The organism is Lysinibacillus sp. EB106-09-02-XG168 (assembly GCF_058791475.1).
This window is the reverse complement of the sequence record NZ_JBYTDN010000003.1, coordinates 2,257,434-2,279,258: the sequence shown is the minus strand read 5'-3', so window position 1 is coordinate 2,279,258 and position 21,825 is coordinate 2,257,434. Positions and strand designations below refer to the sequence as shown.

The following is a 21,825-nucleotide window of genomic DNA, read 5'->3' as shown; positions in this document are numbered from 1 at the left end:
TCATATTATTGTGCTGCTGGTTGTTGGTGAATGGCTTCTTCCATAATTTTTTGACGATCATCTTCAGAAATACCTTTTAAGATTTCATTTATCTTCTCAAGGTTTGCATCACCTTTACGTAAACCAACTGCGATCGATGTATTTGAAATGTCTGTATCGAAGCCCTCTTCAAATTTTACATATGCTAATTTATCGTTTGCAGCAGCAGCGGAAATACCTTCTGGACGTTCTGCTACATAACCATCAATTTTTCCAGCTTCTAATGCTACTCGCATTGCTGGGAAGCTATCCATAGCTGTCTGTTTTTTTACATCTTTGATTTGATCAATAACAGTGTAGTTAGATGTATTTAACTGTGAGGTGATTTTAGCACCAGAGAAATCTTGGATAGATGTTACTTTTTCATATTTACTACCTTTTTTAATTACCATTACAAAATCAGACGTATAGTAGTTTTCTGTGAAGTCGATCGTTTGTTTACGTTCTTCAGTAGGTGACATACCTGCAATGATAGCATCGATTTTATTTGATTGTAGAGCTGGTACTAATCCATCCCATTCCAATTTTACGATAACCAATTCTTTTCCTAAGCCTTCAGCTATTTTTTTCGCCATTTGTACATCATAACCGCCTGCATATTCTGCATTATCAGCAATTTTTACTGCGCCATTTGCATCACCTTGCTGCGTCCAGTTAAACGGAGCATAACTAGCTTCCATCCCGATACGGAATTCGCCACCAGCTTCCTCGTTATTCGTATTGCCCCCCTCATTACTAGATGACGACGGCTCCTTCTTGTCACTAGTACCACATGCAGCTAACAAAATTGCAGTCACTACGGTCAACATTACTACTAACCAATTTCTTTTCATGTAAAACTCCCCCTTTTTCTGTAAAAAAAATAAGACAACTGTACTAAAAAAGCCTAAGCTCTGAACTTAGGTCTTACTTTTTCAACAGTTGCCCAAATCCTCACTATAATTCCATCATTCCGAGATAGCACAACCTAGTAAACCTGGAAAAAATCTACTAGGACAGTCCTGCACTTATTCACTGCAGGCCCAGCATAAAAGTACGAGCTCCTTTTACACTTCGGCGATAGTTCCTTCTTCATTGCGTCTTCGCTTGCTTGTACTCAACAATGAACTAATAAATACCGCGCCTCTACCTCACAATGAAAAAACGTGAGGTTTGAATATTTAATTGATTATTAAGATACTACTATAAAACTAACTTATTCGTCAAGATAATTTCATTACTTTTCTGACTAATTACAATATTAGGGTTTTTTATCCTTTTTAAAGAAAATCCGCAAATAATTAATACATAACTTCTTTTTTAATATTTTAGAGAAATTGTAGTTCTGTACAAATAATAGTTTTGTACTATATACATTATTATAGGGAAGCTTTCGCAAAAGTTGGGGTAAGCGATCCGTCGGTTTGGCTTTTTTATACGTCGTTTGGGCTCTTCTTTCCATCATTTCGGACCTTCTATCCGTTGCTTGACTTCCTTTCCACCACTTCGGCTCTTTTATCCGTCGTTTCAGCTGCTTTATCCGTCGCTTGACTTCCTTTCCGTCACTTCACCCTTTTTATCCGTCGTTTCAGCCCTTCTTTCCGTCACTCTGATTACTTTAACCTTCACTTCCTCAAATAATCCACAAAAGAAAAAAACCTTGCGAAACAATGTTCGCAAGGTTTTAGAAACTCAGGAATTAAGAATTTAATAATAAATCTTCTGGGTTTTCAAGTAGTTCTTTAACAGTTTTAAGGAAGCCTACAGAATCTTTACCATCGATAATACGGTGGTCATAAGAAAGTGCTAAGTACATCATTGGGCGAATTTCTACTTCACCATTCACTTCAACTGGACGTTTTTTGATAGTATGCATACCAAGGATACCAGCTTGTGTACCATTCATGATAGGTGTAGACATTAATGAACCGAATACCCCACCATTTGTAATTGTGAATGAGCCACCTTGAAGATCAGCTAAACCTAATTTTTTGTCGCGTGCTTTTTTCGCTAAGTCTGCAATTGAATCTTCAATTTCTGCAAAGTTTTTGCGGTCAGCGTCACGTACAACTGGTACTACTAAGCCTTCTTCTGTTGATACGGCTACACCGATATCGAAGAAGTTGTTTAAGTGAATTTCATCACCAACGATTTGTGCATTCACATATGGGTATTTTTTAAGTGCTGCAACTACAGCTTTTGTGAAGAATGACATGAAACCAAGTTTAGAGCCAGTTGACTCGAAGAATTGGTCTTTTTTACGAGAACGTAAAGCCATAACGTTTGTCATATCTACTTCGTTGAATGTTGTTAACATTGCTGTAGATTGTTTTACTTCAAGTAAGCGTTTTGCAATTGTTTGGCGACGACGGCTCATTTTTTCAATTGTCACACGTGAATCATCAACAGCTGCTACTGCTTTAGGTGCTGCTGGAGCTGCTTGTGGCGCTGCTACTGGAGCTGTACCATGAGCTGCAACGTCTTGTACACGTACACGGCCTTGCGGATCTACTGGAGATACAGCAGCAAGGTCAATACCTTTTTCACGAGCAAGTTTACGTGCTGCTGGAGACGCGATTACACGCTCACCAGAAGTTTCTACTACAACTGGAGCTGCTGCAACTGGAGCAGGTGCTGCTTGTGGTGCTGCTGGAGCTGGAGCTGCTTCAACTGGAGCTGCTGGAGCAGGTGCTGCACCTTCGCCAGCTTCTACAACTGCGATTACTTGACCTACAAGTACAGTATCTCCTTCTTCAGCTAAAATTTGAGTTAAAACTCCTGCTTCTTCAGAAATGATTTCAGCGTTTACTTTATCTGTTTCAAGTTCAACGATGAATTCACCCTTTTCAACGCGATCGCCCACTTTTTTTACCCACTGTGCGATACTACCTTCTGTAATCGATTCTGCTAATTCAGGGACTTTAATTTCAGCCACTTTCATTTCCTCCTTTAATTAACGTGCATTGGTGCACATCAATGGGCTACTGCCTAAGCAAGTAGCCCGGCTCTCAAAAATATTTAATATGTGATTATTTAACCTTTACAGGCTCAGCAACTGCTTCTTCTACAAGTGCGGCTTGAGCTGCTTTATGAGAATCTGCATCACCTTCAGAAGTTGAGCTCATTGCAGGACGGCCTACATAACGTAGCTTTTTACCTTCTGAAAGGTCGTGTAATGTTTCTAATGCATAATTCCAAGAACCTTGGTTTTTAGGCTCTTCTTGTACCCAAACGATTTCTTTTACATTAGGATACTTAGCAATAATACCAGCAACTTGCTCTTTTGGGAATGGGTAAAGTTGTTCTACACGAGCAATGTGTAGGTGATCGAAGCCTTCACCGTCTTTAATACGGTCTGCGATATCGATCATGACTTTACCTGAACCTAAAACAATGCGCTCTACAGCTTCAGGTTTTGAACCTAGGCCTGGTTGTTCAATTACTTCTTGGAATGAACCATTTGCTAATTGATCAGCATTTGCTGCAGCTAATGGGTGACGAAGTAAGTACTTAGGTGAAACAACCACAAGTGGACGAACGCCTTCTGTACCTAATAATGCTGCTTGACGACGTAATAAGTGGTAGTAGTTACCTGCGTTTGAACAGTTTGCTACGAACCAGTTATTTTCAGCTGACATTTGTAAGTAACGTTCCATACGGCTTGAAGAGTGTTCTGGACCTTGACCTTCATAACCATGTGGTAAAAGGATTACTAAACCAGATTTTTGACCCCATTTAGCACGTGCACCTGAAATAAAGTTATCGAACATAACTTGTGCCATGTTAGCAAAGTCACCAAATTGAGCTTCCCATACTGATAATACATGGCCGTTTTCTAAATTGTAACCATATTCAAAGCCCACTACCCCAGCTTCTGTAAGTGGAGAGTTGTGTACTGTAAATGATGCATTTGCACCTGAAATATGGTGAAGTGGCGTAAATAAATTACCATTGTTTTTGTCATGTAACACTAAGTGACGTTGAGAGAACGTACCACGTTGTGCATCTTGACCTGTAAAACGTACTGGTGTCCCATCTTGAATAATTGTTGCATATGCTAAAGTTTCTGCATGACCCCAGTCGATTTTTGCAGAAGCAAATGCATCACGGCGTTTTTCTAAAATTTTGCCAAGTTTTTTCTGTGGTTCAAAGTTTTCTTCAAACACTAAAAGCTCTTCATTAATTTTTCCTAGACGTTCCACACCAACTGCTGTATCAATTTGTGGGAATTCTACTTTTAATTCTTCTGGCATTTCTAAATGTTTATGTTCATCTTTATCTGCCATTTCTTTTACATGATCATAAGCTGCTTGCATTTCTGCATAAATAGCTTTATCTAATGCAGCTACTTCTTCAGCAGAAACTACACCCTCAGCTACTAATTGAGCACCATATAAAGCACGAATTGGTTCATGTTTAGAAACTAATTTATACGTTTCAGGGTTTGTTACAGTTGGATCATCCGTTTCATTGTGACCATGACGGCGGTAACCCATAAGGTCAACGATAATATCTTTACCGAATTTTTGACGGTAGCTAGCTGCGAAACGACCAACTAAAGCTACAGATTCAGGGCTATCTGCATTTACATGCACGACTGGTACTTCGTAACCTTTTGCAGGGTCTGAAGAGTACACAGATGAACGAGAATCATGTAATTCAGTTGTAAATCCAATCATGTTGTTAGCAATGATGTGGATTGTACCACCAGTAGTGAACCCTTCAGTTTTTGCAAAGTTTAATACTTCTGTTACGATCCCTTGACCTGGGAACGCAGCATCACCATGCACAAGAATTCCTAATCCTTTTGTGCGGTTATGAATAGCTTGCCCTGGTTTAGAAGTGTCATCTTGTGCAGCACGTGCAGTACCTAAAACAACCGGATTTCCTACTTCTAAGTGAGATGGGTTGTAAGCAAGTTTAACATTCATACCAGATTCGCGGTTGTAAGAAGCACCCATGTGGTATTTTACATCACCAGTCCAGCCTTTAGTAATTTCAAGGCGACCATCTTTTGGCATAAATAATTCATTAGAAACATGTGCGAAATCAGAGAACATCATGTCGTATGGTTTATTTAAAATGTGTGTTAACACATTTAAACGACCACGGTGGGCCATACCAATACGTACATTTTCAACGCTATTTGTTTCAGCTGTTTTCAAAATTTCATCGAATAGAACGATTTGAGTATCTAAACCTTCACCAGAGAAACGCTTTTGACCTACAAAAGTTTTATGAATGAACTTCTCGAAGTTTTCAACACGAGTTAAACGGTCTAATAAAGCTTTTTTCTCATTAGAAGCTAATGCTTGTTTAAATGAACCTGTTTCAATTTGTGCTTGAATCCAATCACGTTCTTCTGTTGCTACTACGTGATTATATTCAAATGCTACTTTATCTGTATAAACAGATTTTAAGTAATCGATTGCATCCTTACCATTTTTCACGTTTGCTGGCACATCTTTGAAGAAGACAGCTGCAGGAATTTCAGCTAAATCTGCAGCGCTTAAGTTGAACGCGCTTTCTTCAATTTGAGCTGTTTGTAGTTCACGGTTTTTCAAAGGATAAATATCTGCTGCTAAATGACCGTTTGTACGGATTGCATCTGCTAATTTCACAGCCGCTAACACTTTCTTGTAATCGCCAGCAGGAGCTGCTGCATTACTAGCTACAGCTACTTCACCTTCTACTACTACTGGTGCACCAAATTGTTGGAATAATAATACTAACTCCGGTTCTACTTCTTCAGGAGACTGTAAGAATAAGTCGTATTGCTCCATCACATATCCTAGGTTAGGACCAGAGAAAGCTGACCATGGAGAACTTACAGTTGTAACGTTGTTCGACATGAAAAATGACCTCCAAATTTTGCCTTTCGGCAGTTCCATTAATTAAATTACAATTAATTATATAATATTTTCCCGCTCTTTAAAAGGATGTTTAACACAACATACCCATAAATTAAAGAACGTTTTTTCCATCTCAATCTTACTACTCTTCACAAAAAATACAACTCTTTTTAGCAAATTAAGCAATTTTTTTCCCAAAGGATAGAATAATGAAATAAAGCGTGTATTTTTCTCAATATTTTAGCGGGAATTTCATGAAGAAAACGGTTCCAACATTTTTTCTACTCTTGACTTCTACAGAGCCATTGTATTTTTCAAGTAACATTTTTGTAATACTAAGCCCTAAACCTGTTCCTCCGATTTGACGGTTTCTTGCCTCGTCGACCCGATAGAAACGATCAAAAATAAATGGAATATTTTCTTCCGCTATACCAATCCCATTATCTTCCACACTCATCAATACTTCCTTCCCCGAAACAGCAACTGAAATTTGAATTTCAGGAACTATTTCACAATAACGAATAGCATTTTCTATTATATTGCGAACAATTTGGCTAAGTGCATTTTCTGTTATAAATATCCTCCCTATTTCGCCTTCTTTCGACAGCATTATTCGAGCTTCTGGGTGAAGGAGTCTTATCTCCTCTATAACCGCTTCTATAACAGCAACTGCATCAGCTTCACTATCGATATCTTTTTCCTCACGACGAGCAAGTTCTAGTAATTCTTCGATCATTTTTCGCATGCGTGCAATTTCCGTTAGCGAAGTATCAATAGATTCTTCTAAAATTTCCGGATCATCCTTCCCCCATCTTTTCAAAAGGGATAGATGCCCTTCAATTGCCTGAATAGGCGTTCGTAACTCATGAGAGGCGTCTGCAACAAATTGCTGCTGCTGTGCAAATGATATTTGCAATTCATTCATCATCGCATTGTACATTTTCAATAAATCACCTATCTCATCATGAGACGTGTAAGTTAATTGAATCGGTTCATTAAACCCTTTATCCATAACGGTTTTCATCGATGAACGTAACGAACGTAATGGTTTCATCAAATAATTGGCAAGATAATAGCCAATAGATGCAGATATCAATAATGCTCCTATACCCGCTATTAACATTGTCGTCAATAAATAATGCATCAATGACTTGAACTTTGATAATGGATGAATCACTTGAATATATCCTTGAAAGAAACCAAGTTGAATCGGTTCATTAATGACAAAGACATCTTTTTTATCAATTGTCATTTTAATAGTTTCCCCCATTGAGGAAAGAGGCGCAGCCTGAGAAGTATCATTAATAGCAAAAATCGGAACACCATCTGAATTAAATATTCTAATCGTCTGATTACGATCAGAAATAGAACCTATAAGACCTTTATTTTGCAGAATTTCTTGAATGGTAAGATTGGGTCCTTGTGACTCTAAAAAATACACCAAATCATCGCTTGTCCGTTTGATTTTACTATCCTCGTCATTCGATAGCCATGTATGAAGTGAAATATATACGACAATACATATAATAGTATAGCTAAAAAATATAACAAGAGTAGATGTTAGCATCCATTTTCTTTGCAATGACTGATTGACTAAATAATCTCTCCATTTTTTCATTCACGCATCACATACCCAACCCCACGAACGGTTTCAATATAAGCATTCGTATCACCCGGTAGTTTTGTTCGCAAATGCCGAATATATACATCTACGACATTTGTCTCTATATCCGTATCATACCCCCAAACAGAGGTTAAAATTAGCTCCCGTGTACAAACTTTGTTTTTATGTTCTATTAATAATTTTAGTAGATCATATTCTGTTTTCGTTAAATCAAGCTTATCCCCTTGTACAAAAACTTCATAGGCCGCGATATCCATTTCGATATCTCGAAAATGTAATGATCCCCCCATTTTTTCATCCGGTGTCACCCGACGTAAAATAGTACGAATTCTAGCTAATAGTTCTTCAATAGCGAATGGTTTTACTATGTAGTCGTCTGCACCAGCATCCAAGCCAGCTACACGGTCCATCACAGCATCTCGTGCCGTTAACAATATAATAGGTACCTGTGACTGCGAACGTATCCGACGGCAAATTTCAATTCCATTGATTCCCGGAAGCATCACATCTAATAACAACACATCAAAATTTTCAGATGCAGCTAGCGAAAGTCCTTCACGTCCATCAAAAGCTACAATTACATCATAGCCTTCATGCTTTAATTCTAGCTCTACAAAACGAGCAATATGCTTCTCATCTTCCACCAAAAGTATTTTTTTAGGCATTTCATCACCTTCTATTCCAAATTAACGATAAGGTTTTCCTTAATACGGTTATAGCATACCATCAAACAAAAAGTCTGTACCACAAGCAACTACTTGTAATACAGACTTTTTTTAATTTCTAAAAGAATTTAAAGCCTTCGCGATGTCACGAAGGCGGACAGGAGTTTTTTTGCACAAGCACAAAGCAGATTTCGGACGCATTGTTTATTTGTAGCGAAAGCAAAGCGGCAGCTACAATTATGCCGAGGCATAGTTGATTAAATGTCAGTAATATAGTAATTATTTTTTCCGATTTCCTTTGCTTTATACAAAGCTTGATCTGCTAATTCTAGCAATCCATTTAATGTTTGACAGTGATCCGGATAATAAGCGATACCAATGGACGCAGTTGGAGAAAAATGATGTTTTTCAATCGTCCAACCTTTTTTTAGTTCATTACGAATGCGATTAATAATATCCATCATTTGAGTATCCCTCGTCTTACCATCCCGAGTTAAGCCTGTTAAGACGACAATGAATTCATCGCCACCCATTCGAATCACTAAATCGTGATTACGTACCGCGGTAATTAATACTTGGCCAAACTTTCGGATAAAATCATCCCCTGTGTCATGGCCATGCTGATCATTTACAGTCTTAAAGTCATCCCCATCGATATAGAGCATAGCTAAACACTCATTATGTTCTTTTGCTTCTGCCAATATTTTTGGGAACTCCTTGTTTAAAAAACGGCGATTCGGTAATTGTGTTAATGTATCATGATAGGCTAAATATAATAGATCATTTTCTCGTTCTTTACGATGAGTAATCTCACGAGATACCATCATAATTTGTGAAACTTTTTCACGCTTTGGATCATGAACAACTGTTACGTTCCCTTCAGTCCAAACAGGCGTTCCGTCCTTCGCTTTTAGTAGAAGCTCAAATTGTGTTTCCGTTTGACCCGAAAAATTATTTAGAAACGTTTGCCAATCCTCCTTACTTTGTTCATCTACAATATTATTGTAAAACTGACCTTGTAATTCTGCATTTTCGTAGCCTAAATACATCTCATAAGAGGGCGAAGCATAAATAATGATGCCATCTTCGTTTGTAATGACAATTAAATCATTTGTATTTTCTGTAATTAGACGGAAAGTGCGTTCAATATTTTTCAATTCTGTTAACATTCTTTTCTTGTCCGTAATATTATAGTTAATGGATAAATATTGTTCTGTCTCTCCAAATTCATTTTTCAATGGAACTACAGTTGATTCTACCCAACAATCAGCATGGAATTTTGTACGATAGCATAGCTCCCCTCTCCAAACAATCCCCTTCCTAAGTAATTGTACTAACTCTTTAGTATCGTTACGAGGCTCGATTAATTCTAAAGAAGATTGGCCTATTAGCTCTTCAGCAATGTAGCCTGTTGCATTTAAAAACAAATCATTCACTTCTATAATTTTTGCATTTCTATCTAGAACAGCAATGGAAGCTGCAGAATTGAGAGCGGCCTTGAACACCTCAAAACCATGGGATTTTGTGCGTAACTCTGCCTTTTGTTCGGTGAATTGTGTGAAATCCTGCATGATAAGAAAAATAGCAAAAGAGTTATCCCCCTGCATAACTGGGGATAGTGATACTAAGTACTTGCGTTCTTTTTTATCCAGTGTATGAAGCTTAATGAGTTTTTCGCCAATATTTTTGCCCATAGCTGCTTTTTGTAAATAGTTCTGTATATTTTCCACTTCATCTTTAGGAACAATTGGTAAATCAATGAATAATTGCTGTTTAACCGTTTCAGTATCTAATTCAAAGTCTTCTGTAAAGCTGGAATTCACTTCAAAAATAGTCCCTTCAGCTGATAAGATGACCGTAGAAAAGAAGGCATGATCAAACATAGAGCGCAAAAATAAAAACTTATCTTCGATGCTACGATCATAGAGAATCTCTTTAGTTATAGCTAAAATATAGTCTTCTTTATTATGTTTAAGCGGACGAACAGATGTCTCATATTTACGAACCTCTGATTTATAATAGGCATAATCCACATAATCAACTTGACTATGCATTTCAATCGCTCGATTGTAATTTTCTTGAATTGTAGTGAAATTACGACTTTGGGTAAGGGAAGAAAGCATTTTCCCAATCGCCTCTTGTGGAAAGAAAGCTCTAGCTGCTTGATTTAAGCGAATATATTGATAATCGTCTCCCACTTTTTTCATTAAAAAGACAAAATCTGTGCCAATAAATAATTCATTAAATAAGACTTCGCTTAAAAGATATTTCATGCTGTCACCCCATAAGTCGTTAATAGTAATATAGAATTTTCATATAGTTTTTGTTCATACAAAAAAATCAATACGACTATTATAACATAATTTAAAAGAACTACCCTTCTCGAATCGGAAAATTTATATCCTTTTTAGGGTAATATTTGATATTTTACCTCTTTTGAAGAAATAATATAATCCTAAAGAAACACTATTTTGTTCAAAAATTGATATTATAGACTTAATACTATACAAAATTATACATTAACAGTTTTTAACTATCTACCCGATTACCTATTTTTCAGAATCTTCTGATATAGAAACTTATTTTTTGTTTTAGCGAGGAAAATGATTGCATAAAGCAGTGTGATTGTTATATTATATTAAAAAAACTAGCCTTTTTTCGGTATGGTCGAAAAATCAGTAAGACAGCGGGAGATTATGGTTATCATAGTTTGAACGTCTAGTTCTTTGGGTTTTAATTCCAGTACGAATTTTAGTTTTCTTCTTTATGTTTTAAAGGAATTGTTTTAACTACCCTAGTAAAGGAGGCGTTTCGTATGCTTAAACATCGAGACCTACATGAATGTACAGAGCTTTATGAGCTATTATCACACCCTTCTGTATTCCCTTTTGTCCGTCAAAAAGCCACATCCGCTGATGAATATTGGTTTATGACAAAACAACTGATTGAAGAAGAAGCGAAGGGACTCGCTATTTCAAGGACAATTACTGATGATTGGGGTCAACCGATCGGCACCATTAGCATTCATGATGTGGAGGATGGTGCAGGCTTTTTAGGAACGTGGATCGGACTCCCTTATCAAGGTTTAGGTTATAACCAAAAAGCAAAAATGCTTTTTTTGAATGAACTATTTTTTGATTATAATTTCCATACGGTATTTCTCCGTATTCGAGTTGAAAATATAAAATCACAGCGTGCAGCCTTAAAGCTACCCTATGTTATAAGCGCAAATGAAAGTCATCCAACATTATTAGCACAAGTTAACAGAGGCGAGGCGCAATTTAATTTATTTAAAATTCCAAAAGACTTATTCTACCTTACAACTGCCAATCAAGTGGCAGAAGGCGAAGAACAAGCGATGTAATTTCATAAAGCGAAACTATAATCAGCGTGGGTTTACTTCAGCCACCGCTGATTATTTGTCTTTCCCAGTTTTACTTTCGGTAAAGATTAATTACTGCCCGTTCATCTCGGATAAAAAAAAGCTATGTGCTCCGTCTTCATGACAGACACATAGCTTATTTTTTAGCTTTGTTTCATTTTATTACTATAATTGCGTTTTAGTTAAAGGCTGTGATAACGAAAAACTACTTTTTATAATGTAAAATCAATTTCGCCATTTCTTCAGGAGTTTTCGGTCTTTGCGTTTTTTCCATCGTTGAAACCATTTCCGCTTTGCGCTCTGTTAACACATGAACTGATCTTTCAAACGATTCCTTCGTTAACTCTTCCTCTTGTAACACTTCTGCATAGCCCTGTCTTTTAAATAAGTTTGCATTTAATATTTGGTCACCACGACTTTTTTGTGCAGATAACGGCACTAGCAACATCGGCTTGTGCAGTGCTAAAAATTCAAAAATCGAATTGGAGCCAGCACGTGAGACGATAAAGTCTGCAGCGTGTAATAGATCCGGTAATTCCGTTGTCACATATTCAAACTGTTTGTACCCAGACATTGATTCAAATGATTCGTCGTAATTCCCTTTACCGCACAAATGAATGATTTGAAACTGCTTCACAAGATCTGGTAAATTTTGACGAAGTGCATCATTCAAGACAACTGATCCTAGACTGCCGCCCATCACAAGAAGAACAGGTTTTAATGTCGTAAAGCCACAAAGAGATAACCCTTTTGCTCGATCTCCTATAAATAACTCTTCGCGAATAATGGAGCCTGTGCATGTCGCCTTTTCTTTCGGCAGATGCTGTAATGTTTCCTCAAAAATCGTAAAGATGTGTGATGCAAATGGTAGTGCAATTTTATTGGCTAAGCCAGGTGTAACATCTGATTCATGAATGACTACTGGAACACCAGCAAATTTCGCAGCCATGACAACAGGTACAGAAACAAATCCGCCCTTAGAAAAAATGACTTGTGGTTTCACTTTTTTAATTATACGAAAAGCCTGCATCATTCCAGCAAGCACTTTAAATGGATCAGTAAAATTTTTCATTGAGAAATAACGGCGCAATTTCCCACTTGAAATACCGTAAAACGGAACATTAGGAAACGCCTCGCCTATTAATTCTTTCTCAATGCCTTGGTCTGAGCCAATATAATGGACATCATAACCTAGTTCTTGTAAAGACGGGAGTATCGCTTGATTGAGCGATACGTGACCAGCTGTCCCTCCACCGGTTAAAATGATTGATTGTTGATTCACATTAATTCTCCTATTCCATCAATTATGCGCCGGCATAATTGTTACTGTCACTTCGCTTTCGTACAGATAAACAATGCGTCCGAAATCGGCTTTGTGTTAACAAAGAACTACTTTCCGATTCCGTGACATCCGCCGGAGGCTTTTACTTCTTTCAGTGGATGCTTGGACACGCACTAAAAAGGAACTTAAACTCGGATTCATCTCGTCACCTATATAGGTGGTGACTTTCGCTGAAAGAAGTTAAAAGCCATTGTAACCATACTACTTTTGTATACAGTCTTCTATTGTACTATATGCGAACTAAAAGATACAGGTGAAGCTTTAAACTTCTTTTAGCTGGTGTCCAATCATTTACTGAAAGAACGGAACTCAGTCTGATGCAATATGCCGGGGCATAATTGATTTTTACATCTTTATTCTATTTTAGTATGCTATACTAATTTAATTATGATAATAAAGGAAGATTATTCACTATGAATCAAACATCTACGTTAAAAGAAAAATATGTATTAATCTTAAAAATTATCGTACCTATTTTAGTATCGCAAGTAGCTATTTATCTTATTTCTTTCTTCGATATTTTAATGTCAAGTCGGTACGGTACTACCGATCTAGCTGGAGTGTCAATCGGCTCCTCTATTTGGATGCCTATTTACATAGGGCTATCTGGAATTCTCCTTGCGATCACACCTATTGTCTCACAGCTTGTTGGAGCTAAAAATGAGTTTGCAGCTAAAAGAGCTGTTCAACAAGGCATCTATGTAGCCATCGTTCTTGCAGCACTTATTTTTATTTTATTAATAGTCGGTATAGATTGGATTCTTGGCAAAATGGATTTAGAAGCCTCTGTACATTCTATTGCCAAATCTTATATTCAATCGATGTGCGCTGGACTTATACCACTGTTTTTATTTTTTGTCATGCGCTGTTTTATCGATGCGCTTGGACAAACTCGCGTTACAATGATTATTACATTACTTACAACACCTATTAATATTGCGTTGAATTATATTTTTATATTCGGCAAATTTGGTGCACCAGAGCTCGGCGGAGTAGGCGCCGGTGTTGCAACAGCGATTACATACTGGCTTGTTTTCATGATTACAGTTTGGATTATTGCTAAACGTAAGCCTTTTGAACGTTTCAACCTATTTAATGACTGGCCAAAATTAGAATGGCTTCGTTGGAAAGAAATTTTAGTCATTGGCGTGCCAATAGGAATATCCTTATTTGCAGAAACGAGTATTTTTTCTGCTGTAACAATGATGATGAGTAGCTTTAGTACAGAAATCATCGCAGCTCATCAAATAGCATTAAATTTCACTAGTTTGTTGTATATGGTACCGCTCAGCATTTCGATGGGTGTAACGATATTAGTAGGATTTGAAATTGGTGCTGGCCGTATGCACGATGCTAGACTCTATAGCTATTTGTGTGTAGCGACCGCGATATTATTTAGCTTTGTTTCAGCTTGTATTCTTTTTATCCTTCGCGAACCCGTTGCAAATATGTATACAACTGATGGAAAAGTACTAGAGTACGCCGTTCATTTTTTAATATTTGCAGCCATTTTCCAGCTATCTGATGCTATCCAAGCACCTGTACAAGGAGCTTTAAGAGGGTACAAGGATGTTACAGTAACCTTTATTATGGCCATCATTTCGTATTGGGTGATCGGCTTGCCTGTCGGTTATGTACTGGCCACTCATACAGACTTCGGGCCGTTTGGTTACTGGATTGGACTAGTAGCAGGTCTGACAACAGGCGCGATTACTTTATTAATACGTTTATTACTTGTTCAAAAAAGATTTACAAATACGACTAAAACAACAATGAGGCTGGGACATAACTAGCTTCAATTAGTGAGAAATCCGAATTTGAAATCATTCAAATTCGGATTTCTCTATTTTTTATGTTGTCTCCACATAGCTCTTAATAAATGGCTGTGAATTTTCTTAAATTCACGGCCATTTATGCGAGGCCCATTGCGCCCAGCCGGAACGGAAATCAACCTTCGTTTTGCCAAAGAACCATGCATTTTTGCATAAAAAAATGTCCACTAAGCTTTTTATAACTTAGTGGACATCCTATTATTCAATGTAGCTATTCAATTTATACGATTACTTTTGGATAAATTGTTGAGTCCAGTAGTTACCTGTTTTCACATAGCCAACACCAATATGCGTAAATTTCGCATTTAAAATATTCGCACGGTGACCTGGAGAATCCATCCAAGCTTGTACTACTTCTTGAGGTGTACGTTGACCTTGTGCAATATTTTCACCTGCACTCTTATACGTAATACCTAAAGCTTTCATACGATCAAATGGTGAACCAAATGTTGGGCTTGTATGTGAAAAATAGTTTTTAGATTGCATATCTTGTGATTTTTCACGAGCAGCTGCCATCAATTTATCATCAGTTTTAAATGGTGCTAAACCAGCTTTTGTACGTTCTGCATTTGTTAGTTTTACAACCTCTTGTTCAAAAGCATTCACATCTGAAGTAGATGTTGCTGGTTTTGTTTGAGATGGTGTAGTTGTTGTATTATCTTTTTGAGTCGTTTGTGAATTGTTATTTGTTGGTTGATTATTTTCTGGTACTTGTACTTCTTTTGATGGTGCTTGTGTTTGTGGTTGTTTAACTACCCACTTATGATTTGACCATTTATAAGAATAAACAACTTTATTACAGTCTGTAGTTGTGTTCCCCTCTGTAGTATTTTCTGCAGCGGAAGCCATTTGAATTGGAGCTGCTAATAAAAATGTTGCACAAATTGCAGTTAGTGTTTTTTTCATTTTTGCAATTCCTCCTTCTCTGCAAACAATCGTAAAGTACGATTTTAATAAATTTCTTACCAGCATCTTCTAGCAACACCATCCAAGAAATAGATTCGCGTTAAATAGAGGGTTATTGGCTTTAATTTTTAGCAGGTTTCACCAGTCTATGAAATACTTACGTTTTAAATAGGGTTGACACTTCTTAAAAACTATTAAGTATTTTCAATATTCAAATAGATATTCATGCGCATTCACACAAAAAAACTACCAAAATCTCTACTTTGAGAAAGACGAAATGAACTAAGCTTTCGTCTGACAAGTAGAATTTGGCAGTTTTAGGATTTCTATTTTAACTAGCTTTAGCGTTTACTCAATACCAATGACGTTTAATCTACTTACATCTTCACCAATGATCACGAGTTTTGCGGGCATTTTTACGTACTCTGGAAGCCATTGGACCATTCCATATGCATATTGAAACAGCATAGGATTTTTTATACCTTCAATTGGCACGTATCCTTTCATTCGATACACAGTTTCAGGCAATGTTCGTACCCAATCCTCAAATTGTTCTTGTGTAAAGTTAACGTCTTTAAATTCAACTAATCGTGAGCCTAGATGCATCGATGCTATAGGAGCTTTCACAATATCTTCTTTATCCACCTGAGCTGTTGCCTTTAAATCATCTAATAAACGTAATGGCACGCGTCCATTTGTAGTTTGCAAAATAAAGGCATGTGGATTAAAGCCTTGTAGCTCATAAACAACTTGTGCCTGCTCAGCTTCGGTTAGTAAATCTGTTTTATTGGCCAGTAATAAATGTGCGTGACGGATTTGTTCCATAAATAAAGAGCGCACTTGCGGGGTTAATGTTTCTCGGTTCAACCACAGCTTTGAATCAGCAACCGTGACTATTCCTTTGACATTTAGCTTTTCGGCAAATAACGGTGAGTAAACAGCGTCTAATGCTTCCACAGGATGTGCTGCACCAGTTGTTTCAATGATCAGGACATCAAAGTCACTATCTAATAGAAGAGATTGAATTTGCGCTTCTGTTTTTTCGGCGCCAGAGCAGCAAATACAGCCCTCTAGCATTTCCTTTAACGGAATATCCTTTTCTACAGCCTGTGAGTCAAATGGTAGCTTTCCAAGCTCATTCATAATGACAGCGGGCTTTAAATTTTTTTCCTTTAGTTGACGAATAACATCAGTTAGCATGGATGTTTTTCCACTACCTAAAAATCCACTAAATAAATATACGTCCTTCACTATTTTTCCTCCTATTAAAAAAGCTGTCGCAAGAGGCCATTAGAGACGCCTACTGCGACAGCTACTTTGTTAGTTTGTAGTTTACTCAGTTTTTGCTGGTGTACCAGTTAGTAGTTCTTTCGCTTTTAACAATTGAGGATCCTCTGCTTTTATTTTAGCGCGTAACGCATCCATTAAAGCAAACGTAGTATCGCCAGTTAAAACACCAGTTTCTTCAAAACCATTTGCAGCTTGCAGTTTTTTCACTGCACTTTCTGTATTTTGTTCAAAAATACCGTCTGCCTTTCCAGGTTTATATCCTAGAACTTCTAGCATCTCTTGTGCCGCTTTTACAGAGTTAGATTGCACGCCCATTTTCATTTCCATAGCTGGATCTAAGTATGGTAATGATGCATAAGGTGGGTATGACACTTTTACATCTGGAGCTATGCCTTTTTCGTTAATCCAGTTACCATTTGGTGTTAACCATTTTCCTGTTGTGAATTTAAGGTTAGAGCCATCTTTTAATGGTGCGACATTTTGCACTGTACCTTTACCAAACGATGTTTCTCCAACAATTTTAGCACCAACAGATTCTTTTAATGCACCAGCTAAAATTTCAGAAGCAGAAGCACTGCCGCTATCGACCAGTACTGTCAATGGAACATTATATTTTTTACCAGAAACAGCTGTTGTAATTTTTGGCTCCTCGTCTTTTTGTTGCACTTGTACAATCGTTTTACCTTCAGGAACGAATAAATTCGAAATCTCTACCGCAGCATCTAGGTAGCCCCCGGGATTTTGACGTAAATCTAATACGATGCCTTTTGCTTTTCCTTCATAATCTGCAAGAATCTTCTCAAATTCTTTTGCTGTATTTTCACTAAATGACGTAATTTGAATATGGGCAATGTCCCCTTCAAGCATTTCACCGTAAACCGTTTCAACCGGAATTTCGTCACGGACAATCGTCATATTAATAGGCTCAGCATTTGTTCCCCGTTTCACGGTTAATTTTACAGGCGTTCCCTTTTCGCCGCGAATACGCGCTACCGCTTCAGAAGCAGTAAATCCTTGCACGCTTTTTCCATCCACAGTTAAGATAATATCTTTTGGTAATAACCCCGCCTTTTCAGCAGGTGAGTTTTTAATAGGTGACACAACAGTAATAAAACCATTACGTTCTTGAATCTCAGCCCCAATTCCTTGGAAACTAGAAGACAGTCCAGATTGAAATTGTTCTGCTTCGTCCTTTACCATAAAATCAGAATACGGATCATCTAATGCGTCGAACATGCCGTTAATTGCGCCGTCGACCACTTTACCATCGTCGATATCTTTGTAATACTTGTTTTTAAGTAAATCGTAGGCTTCATATAATTTTGTAAATTCTGCACGCCCACTCGGTACTTTCACTTCAACTACTTTCTTTTCACCGAATGTTAACGCAAAGATCGTTAAGCCTGCAGTAATAAGGATTGTAAAGAACATCAGCATGATAAATTTAAACGGTTTCATTTGTACAAATCGTACTGCTGGTTTTATTTCAGCAGGGGATGTTTGTTCTGGCTGTTCTGGCTGCTGTTCTATACTATCTTTTTTCTGTTCATCCATCTTGATTGTCACCACTCTCATATACACTAACTTGTTGTCACACTATTACCATCTTAACAGGTTATAGAGAAGACGAAAAGAAAAAGACTGTCAAAATTTCATGACAAATCTTGTCCCACAACAATCTTCCTTAAATCCATCATTTCTAATCACTTCATTAAAAGCTCTATATTCTATGTAGGTCATACTTGTAGCCTTAGTATAAGTAAAGAAACATAAGAAGTACTTTCTAAAGACACTCCAGTTATCTGCTAAGTTGTAGGTATATAATGGTACTGCTTTTCTATTTTACTCGTTTCCTCGAAGCAGTCAACTAAAATCCTCATAGAATATTAAAAATTACATGTCCACTTATGCATGTTCAATAACATATGAACTGTTGTTATTACATAAGCTCTCTTAATTTTTTTATCACCGAATGTATTGTTAACCTATGAAACGTCAGAAGCTGGCCCTTATAAATGACAGAAAAAATACCATAAGGGGTTGGAGCCAGTTCCATCAACGCTTTTCTATCTTTGAGATCAATAATTTCCACTGGTATATTCAATGTACTTGCACCAGCTATAATATTTTCTGTTGCAATTTCGACATAAGGACATTGAAATGAACGTAAAATCGTCAAATTGTTAAATTTTTTTAATCTCTCCTCCCAATCATTCGGAAAATATGGTTGTTCCGCTTCGCTGCTCAAAGGGTAGACAAGTAATTCAAAATCATATGGAGCCGCATCAATAAGTTGAAAATCGATTTTCAAAAAAATATCTTTACTTGGCGCCCAAGACGTTGTTGAATTCGTAATAACAACAACTCCTTTTTTTCCTAGTTTTTTTGCATCTTCTAAACATTTATTAATTAATCGAGCACCGTATCCTTTTCCAACTTCACTTACCCATAAACAATGAATAACTAAATAACCATCAGCATGAAGCACTCTAGATGTATTTTCTGCTTCTGTATATTCAATAAACCCTACTTGTTTTTTATTGGCGATTACTTGCACATATTTCAAGCCTTCTTCAAATCGATTATTCAGCCATTTATTCTTATTTATATAGCCATTTGATCTCTTCTTACTTCTAAGACAATAGCTCCCAATTCCCTCTAAAAGTTCAGCATTAAATTCCACCAATTCAACCTTTCTCAATGCCAATTCCCCCTAATCATTATGGTAATTATACCCTATCAAGGTGTTGAAAGTACGCATAGGAACATAAAAATCAGGCTAATTTATATTTTAGCCTGATTTCGACAAAAGGAAGAAATTTAATATGTTTATGTGCTTTACATAGGACTAATCATTGTCGATATTTCATACAAATGATAAATGAGTAATGATTTGAACTATTTAAGGAGGGTTTAAATATTGGATAGGAATAAGAATACATTTAAAAATCAATCTACTGATTCACTGGATATTTTCGCTGCTAAGCTCACCTACATCGGAGCATCTATTTCTACATTAGGTGATGGCATACAGGGCAGTTGCAGCAGGTCTTGCCTTAGAAGCATTACAAAATTCCAAAAATGACAATTCAAATGATCAGGCAAAACAAAATGCAAACATGAAAGAACAAATTGATTATTTAATTTCTGAGTTACAGCAAATAAAAAAATTTTAAAATAACATAAAGCTTCAATCATTACGGATACTTATTTGTTTGTGCTTTTTTTACTCTGCTCATCGAGTAATTCAGAAACTGTGACAAATCGATATCCTTGATTTTCAAGTTCAGCTAATATTTTTCCCATCGCTTTCACAGTTTGATGGCGATTGCCGCCTCCATCATGAAAAAGAACGATATTACCTTCTTTAACACCATTTAACACAGTATTCACAATTCTATTCGTTCCTGGACTTCTCCAATCTAATGTATCTAAATGCCATGACCACATCACCACTTTATATCCTTCTTTTGCAATCGCTTCAATCATTGCATCTGAATACTGGCCTTCAACAGGTCGGAACAAAGTAGGTTTAGTTCCAGTGATGTTCTGAATAGTGTCATCTGTTTGTTTTATCTCCTTAAGTAAATTCGGGACATTCGTCCTTAAGGGATGCGTAAATGTATGGTTAGCTAGTTCATGGCCTTCCTTATACATTCTTGATATCACCTCAGGATTTTTTTGTGCATTTTGGCCAACAATAAAAAAAGTTGCTTTCGCATTGTATTTTGATAATAAGTCTAAAATCTCAGATGTGTACTTTCGATGTGGCCCATCATCAAAGGTTAGAGCAACAATTTTTTCGTCCGTTTTGATCTCCCAAACAATTTGTCCTGCTTCTTCATAATACCTTCTTCCTTTGTTTTCATATGTTGCTGCGCCAACTTTTAGATAAAAAAAGGAGACCGTTAAAAGACAAACAGGTATTAAAAACCACAATTTTTTCAAATCTTCACTTCCTCAACTAAAAATATTTAGACTTATTATTTGAGGAATAATAAAAAAAATGCTCTTTTTTAATTTTTTATTGGTGTATATTTGAAGCAAAAACTGATTGAAGTTAGAGGTTGCCTCTAGGGTTTGTTAAATACATTTTTCGACAACTAATTTGCAGCAAAGTGTTAAAAAGCTAACGCTGTAATTAATTACGCCTCGGTTACGGTATTATTGCGCCCGTTAATCGACTTTGTGCTTAGGACTGTAGATGTTTTTTGTGCGAAAGCGTAGCACTAACGTAGAGGCAGCAACGTGTTTTTGTCTCTGTGAAAGCGTGTTGTTGTTGTTGCTGTTGTTGTTGTTGTTGCTGTTGTTGTTGTTGTTGTTGTTGTTGCTTCGCTTTCGCACAGATAAAACCGTGTTGTTTTCGTTTCGCTTTCGCACACATAAATTGTCACAGAGCGTGGCGTTCTTAGACAGAGTTCCTCTATTTCAGTGAGTGTTTGGAAACCCGCTAAAAGAAAATCTGTTTTTTTATATGGTGTTCCATATGTTCTAGGTAGTCTTGGATAAGCCACTGTAGAGTCATGAGTTCATTACTTCCAATATCACATTGGAGGGCTAGCTCTTCATCGGGGATATTCTTAATAACATTTAGTATTTTTTTGTTTAAGCTCACCCATAAATCCAATATTATATCAATTGATAACTCTTGATACCCTTGGATTTTTACTCATTCAACTTGATTATATGGTGTTAGTACAAAGGGTTCCTTTTCATATTGTATTTTAATGAACCTTTGCATATTATTGATAGCAGAGTCACATAAATGGCCTAACACCTCTTTTTTCGACCACTTTTGAGGCGCTGGTCGTTGTGAAACCTCTAATTCGGACATTTGCCGGAACTCTATCGGCACTTTATTTATCCAACAATTTAATTGATCAATTAAATTTTGATCAATTAAATTTTGCATAA

General features: G+C 36.8%; 16 protein-coding genes and 1 riboswitch. Of the genes, 3 read left to right on the top strand and 13 right to left on the bottom strand.

What is annotated here, in order from left to right; all coding sequences use genetic code 11:
• Nucleotides 1-5: 5 nt before the first annotated feature.
• The 6 genes from AC3WSO_RS12045 to AC3WSO_RS12020 all read right to left on the bottom strand — a co-directional run bounded on the left by AC3WSO_RS12045 (nt 6) and on the right by AC3WSO_RS12020 (nt 10,432).
• Nucleotides 6-872: a transporter substrate-binding domain-containing protein gene (locus AC3WSO_RS12045; RefSeq protein WP_492531041.1), complete on the bottom strand. Its 867-nt coding sequence runs from the start codon at nt 870-872 to the stop codon at nt 6-8.
• Between the two features lie 117 nt (nt 873-989).
• A riboswitch (Lysine riboswitch) is annotated at nt 990-1,175 on the bottom strand.
• Nucleotides 1,176-1,717: 542 nt separating this feature from the next.
• Nucleotides 1,718-2,953, bottom strand: a complete 1,236-nt coding sequence (odhB, locus tag AC3WSO_RS12040) for a 2-oxoglutarate dehydrogenase complex dihydrolipoyllysine-residue succinyltransferase (protein ID WP_492531039.1) — start codon at nt 2,951-2,953, stop codon at nt 1,718-1,720.
• A gap of 94 nt (nt 2,954-3,047) precedes the next feature.
• On the bottom strand, nt 3,048-5,870 hold the full coding sequence (locus AC3WSO_RS12035; protein WP_492531037.1) for a 2-oxoglutarate dehydrogenase E1 component: 2,823 nt from the start codon (nt 5,868-5,870) through the stop codon (nt 3,048-3,050).
• Between the two features lie 232 nt (nt 5,871-6,102).
• Complete coding sequence (locus AC3WSO_RS12030) at nt 6,103-7,488, bottom strand: HAMP domain-containing sensor histidine kinase (protein WP_492531035.1); 1,386 nt, start codon at nt 7,486-7,488, stop codon at nt 6,103-6,105.
• A complete protein-coding gene (locus tag AC3WSO_RS12025; protein WP_492531034.1) occupies nt 7,485-8,159 on the bottom strand; it encodes a response regulator transcription factor in 675 nt (224 codons plus the stop codon). Before AC3WSO_RS12025 ends, AC3WSO_RS12030 begins: the two co-directional genes overlap by 4 nt.
• Nucleotides 8,160-8,416: 257 nt before the next feature.
• Nucleotides 8,417-10,432 carry a diguanylate cyclase domain-containing protein gene (locus AC3WSO_RS12020; protein ID WP_492531032.1) on the bottom strand — a complete coding sequence of 672 codons (2,016 nt, stop codon included), beginning with the start codon at nt 10,430-10,432 and terminating at the stop codon, nt 8,417-8,419.
• A gap of 542 nt (nt 10,433-10,974) precedes the next feature.
• Here AC3WSO_RS12020 and AC3WSO_RS12015 point away from each other — a divergent pair.
• Complete coding sequence (locus tag AC3WSO_RS12015; RefSeq protein WP_492531031.1) at nt 10,975-11,523, top strand: GNAT family N-acetyltransferase; 549 nt, start codon at nt 10,975-10,977, stop codon at nt 11,521-11,523.
• Nucleotides 11,524-11,746: 223 nt separating this feature from the next.
• On the opposite strand, the gene murG is transcribed toward AC3WSO_RS12015, so the two are convergent.
• Nucleotides 11,747-12,823 carry an undecaprenyldiphospho-muramoylpentapeptide beta-N-acetylglucosaminyltransferase gene (murG, locus tag AC3WSO_RS12010; RefSeq protein ID WP_492531029.1) on the bottom strand — a complete coding sequence of 359 codons (1,077 nt, stop codon included), beginning with the start codon at nt 12,821-12,823 and terminating at the stop codon, nt 11,747-11,749.
• A gap of 473 nt (nt 12,824-13,296) precedes the next feature.
• On the opposite strand from murG, the gene AC3WSO_RS12005 reads away from it, so the two are divergent.
• Nucleotides 13,297-14,676: an MATE family efflux transporter gene (locus AC3WSO_RS12005; RefSeq protein WP_492531027.1), complete on the top strand. Its 1,380-nt coding sequence runs from the start codon at nt 13,297-13,299 to the stop codon at nt 14,674-14,676.
• 267 nt (nt 14,677-14,943) lie between these two features.
• On the opposite strand, the gene AC3WSO_RS12000 is transcribed toward AC3WSO_RS12005, so the two are convergent.
• The 4 genes from AC3WSO_RS12000 to AC3WSO_RS11985 form a co-directional block, all read right to left on the bottom strand.
• A complete protein-coding gene (locus AC3WSO_RS12000; protein WP_492531025.1) occupies nt 14,944-15,621 on the bottom strand; it encodes a CAP domain-containing protein in 678 nt (225 codons plus the stop codon).
• A 348-nt stretch (nt 15,622-15,969) separates the two neighbouring features.
• Nucleotides 15,970-16,872: a CobW family GTP-binding protein gene (locus tag AC3WSO_RS11995; RefSeq protein WP_492531022.1), complete on the bottom strand. Its 903-nt coding sequence runs from the start codon at nt 16,870-16,872 to the stop codon at nt 15,970-15,972.
• Between the two features lie 81 nt (nt 16,873-16,953).
• Complete coding sequence (locus tag AC3WSO_RS11990) at nt 16,954-18,465, bottom strand: lmo1851 family serine protease (protein WP_492531021.1); 1,512 nt, start codon at nt 18,463-18,465, stop codon at nt 16,954-16,956.
• A 385-nt stretch (nt 18,466-18,850) separates the two neighbouring features.
• On the bottom strand, nt 18,851-19,612 hold the full coding sequence (locus AC3WSO_RS11985; RefSeq protein WP_492531019.1) for a GNAT family N-acetyltransferase: 762 nt from the start codon (nt 19,610-19,612) through the stop codon (nt 18,851-18,853).
• 322 nt (nt 19,613-19,934) lie between these two features.
• Here AC3WSO_RS11985 and AC3WSO_RS11980 point away from each other — a divergent pair, with 322 nt between their 5' ends.
• Complete coding sequence (locus AC3WSO_RS11980; RefSeq protein WP_492531017.1) at nt 19,935-20,087, top strand: hypothetical protein; 153 nt, start codon at nt 19,935-19,937, stop codon at nt 20,085-20,087.
• 31 nt (nt 20,088-20,118) lie between these two features.
• On the opposite strand, the gene AC3WSO_RS11975 is transcribed toward AC3WSO_RS11980, so the two are convergent.
• Both AC3WSO_RS11975 and AC3WSO_RS11970 read right to left on the bottom strand, forming a co-directional pair.
• Nucleotides 20,119-20,859 (bottom strand): polysaccharide deacetylase family protein, encoded by a 741-nt coding sequence (locus AC3WSO_RS11975; protein WP_492531015.1) that lies wholly within the window; start codon nt 20,857-20,859, stop codon nt 20,119-20,121.
• A 721-nt stretch (nt 20,860-21,580) separates the two neighbouring features.
• Nucleotides 21,581-21,823 carry a hypothetical protein gene (locus tag AC3WSO_RS11970; RefSeq protein ID WP_492531014.1) on the bottom strand — a complete coding sequence of 81 codons (243 nt, stop codon included), beginning with the start codon at nt 21,821-21,823 and terminating at the stop codon, nt 21,581-21,583.
• Between the last annotated feature and the right edge of the window lie 2 nt (nt 21,824-21,825).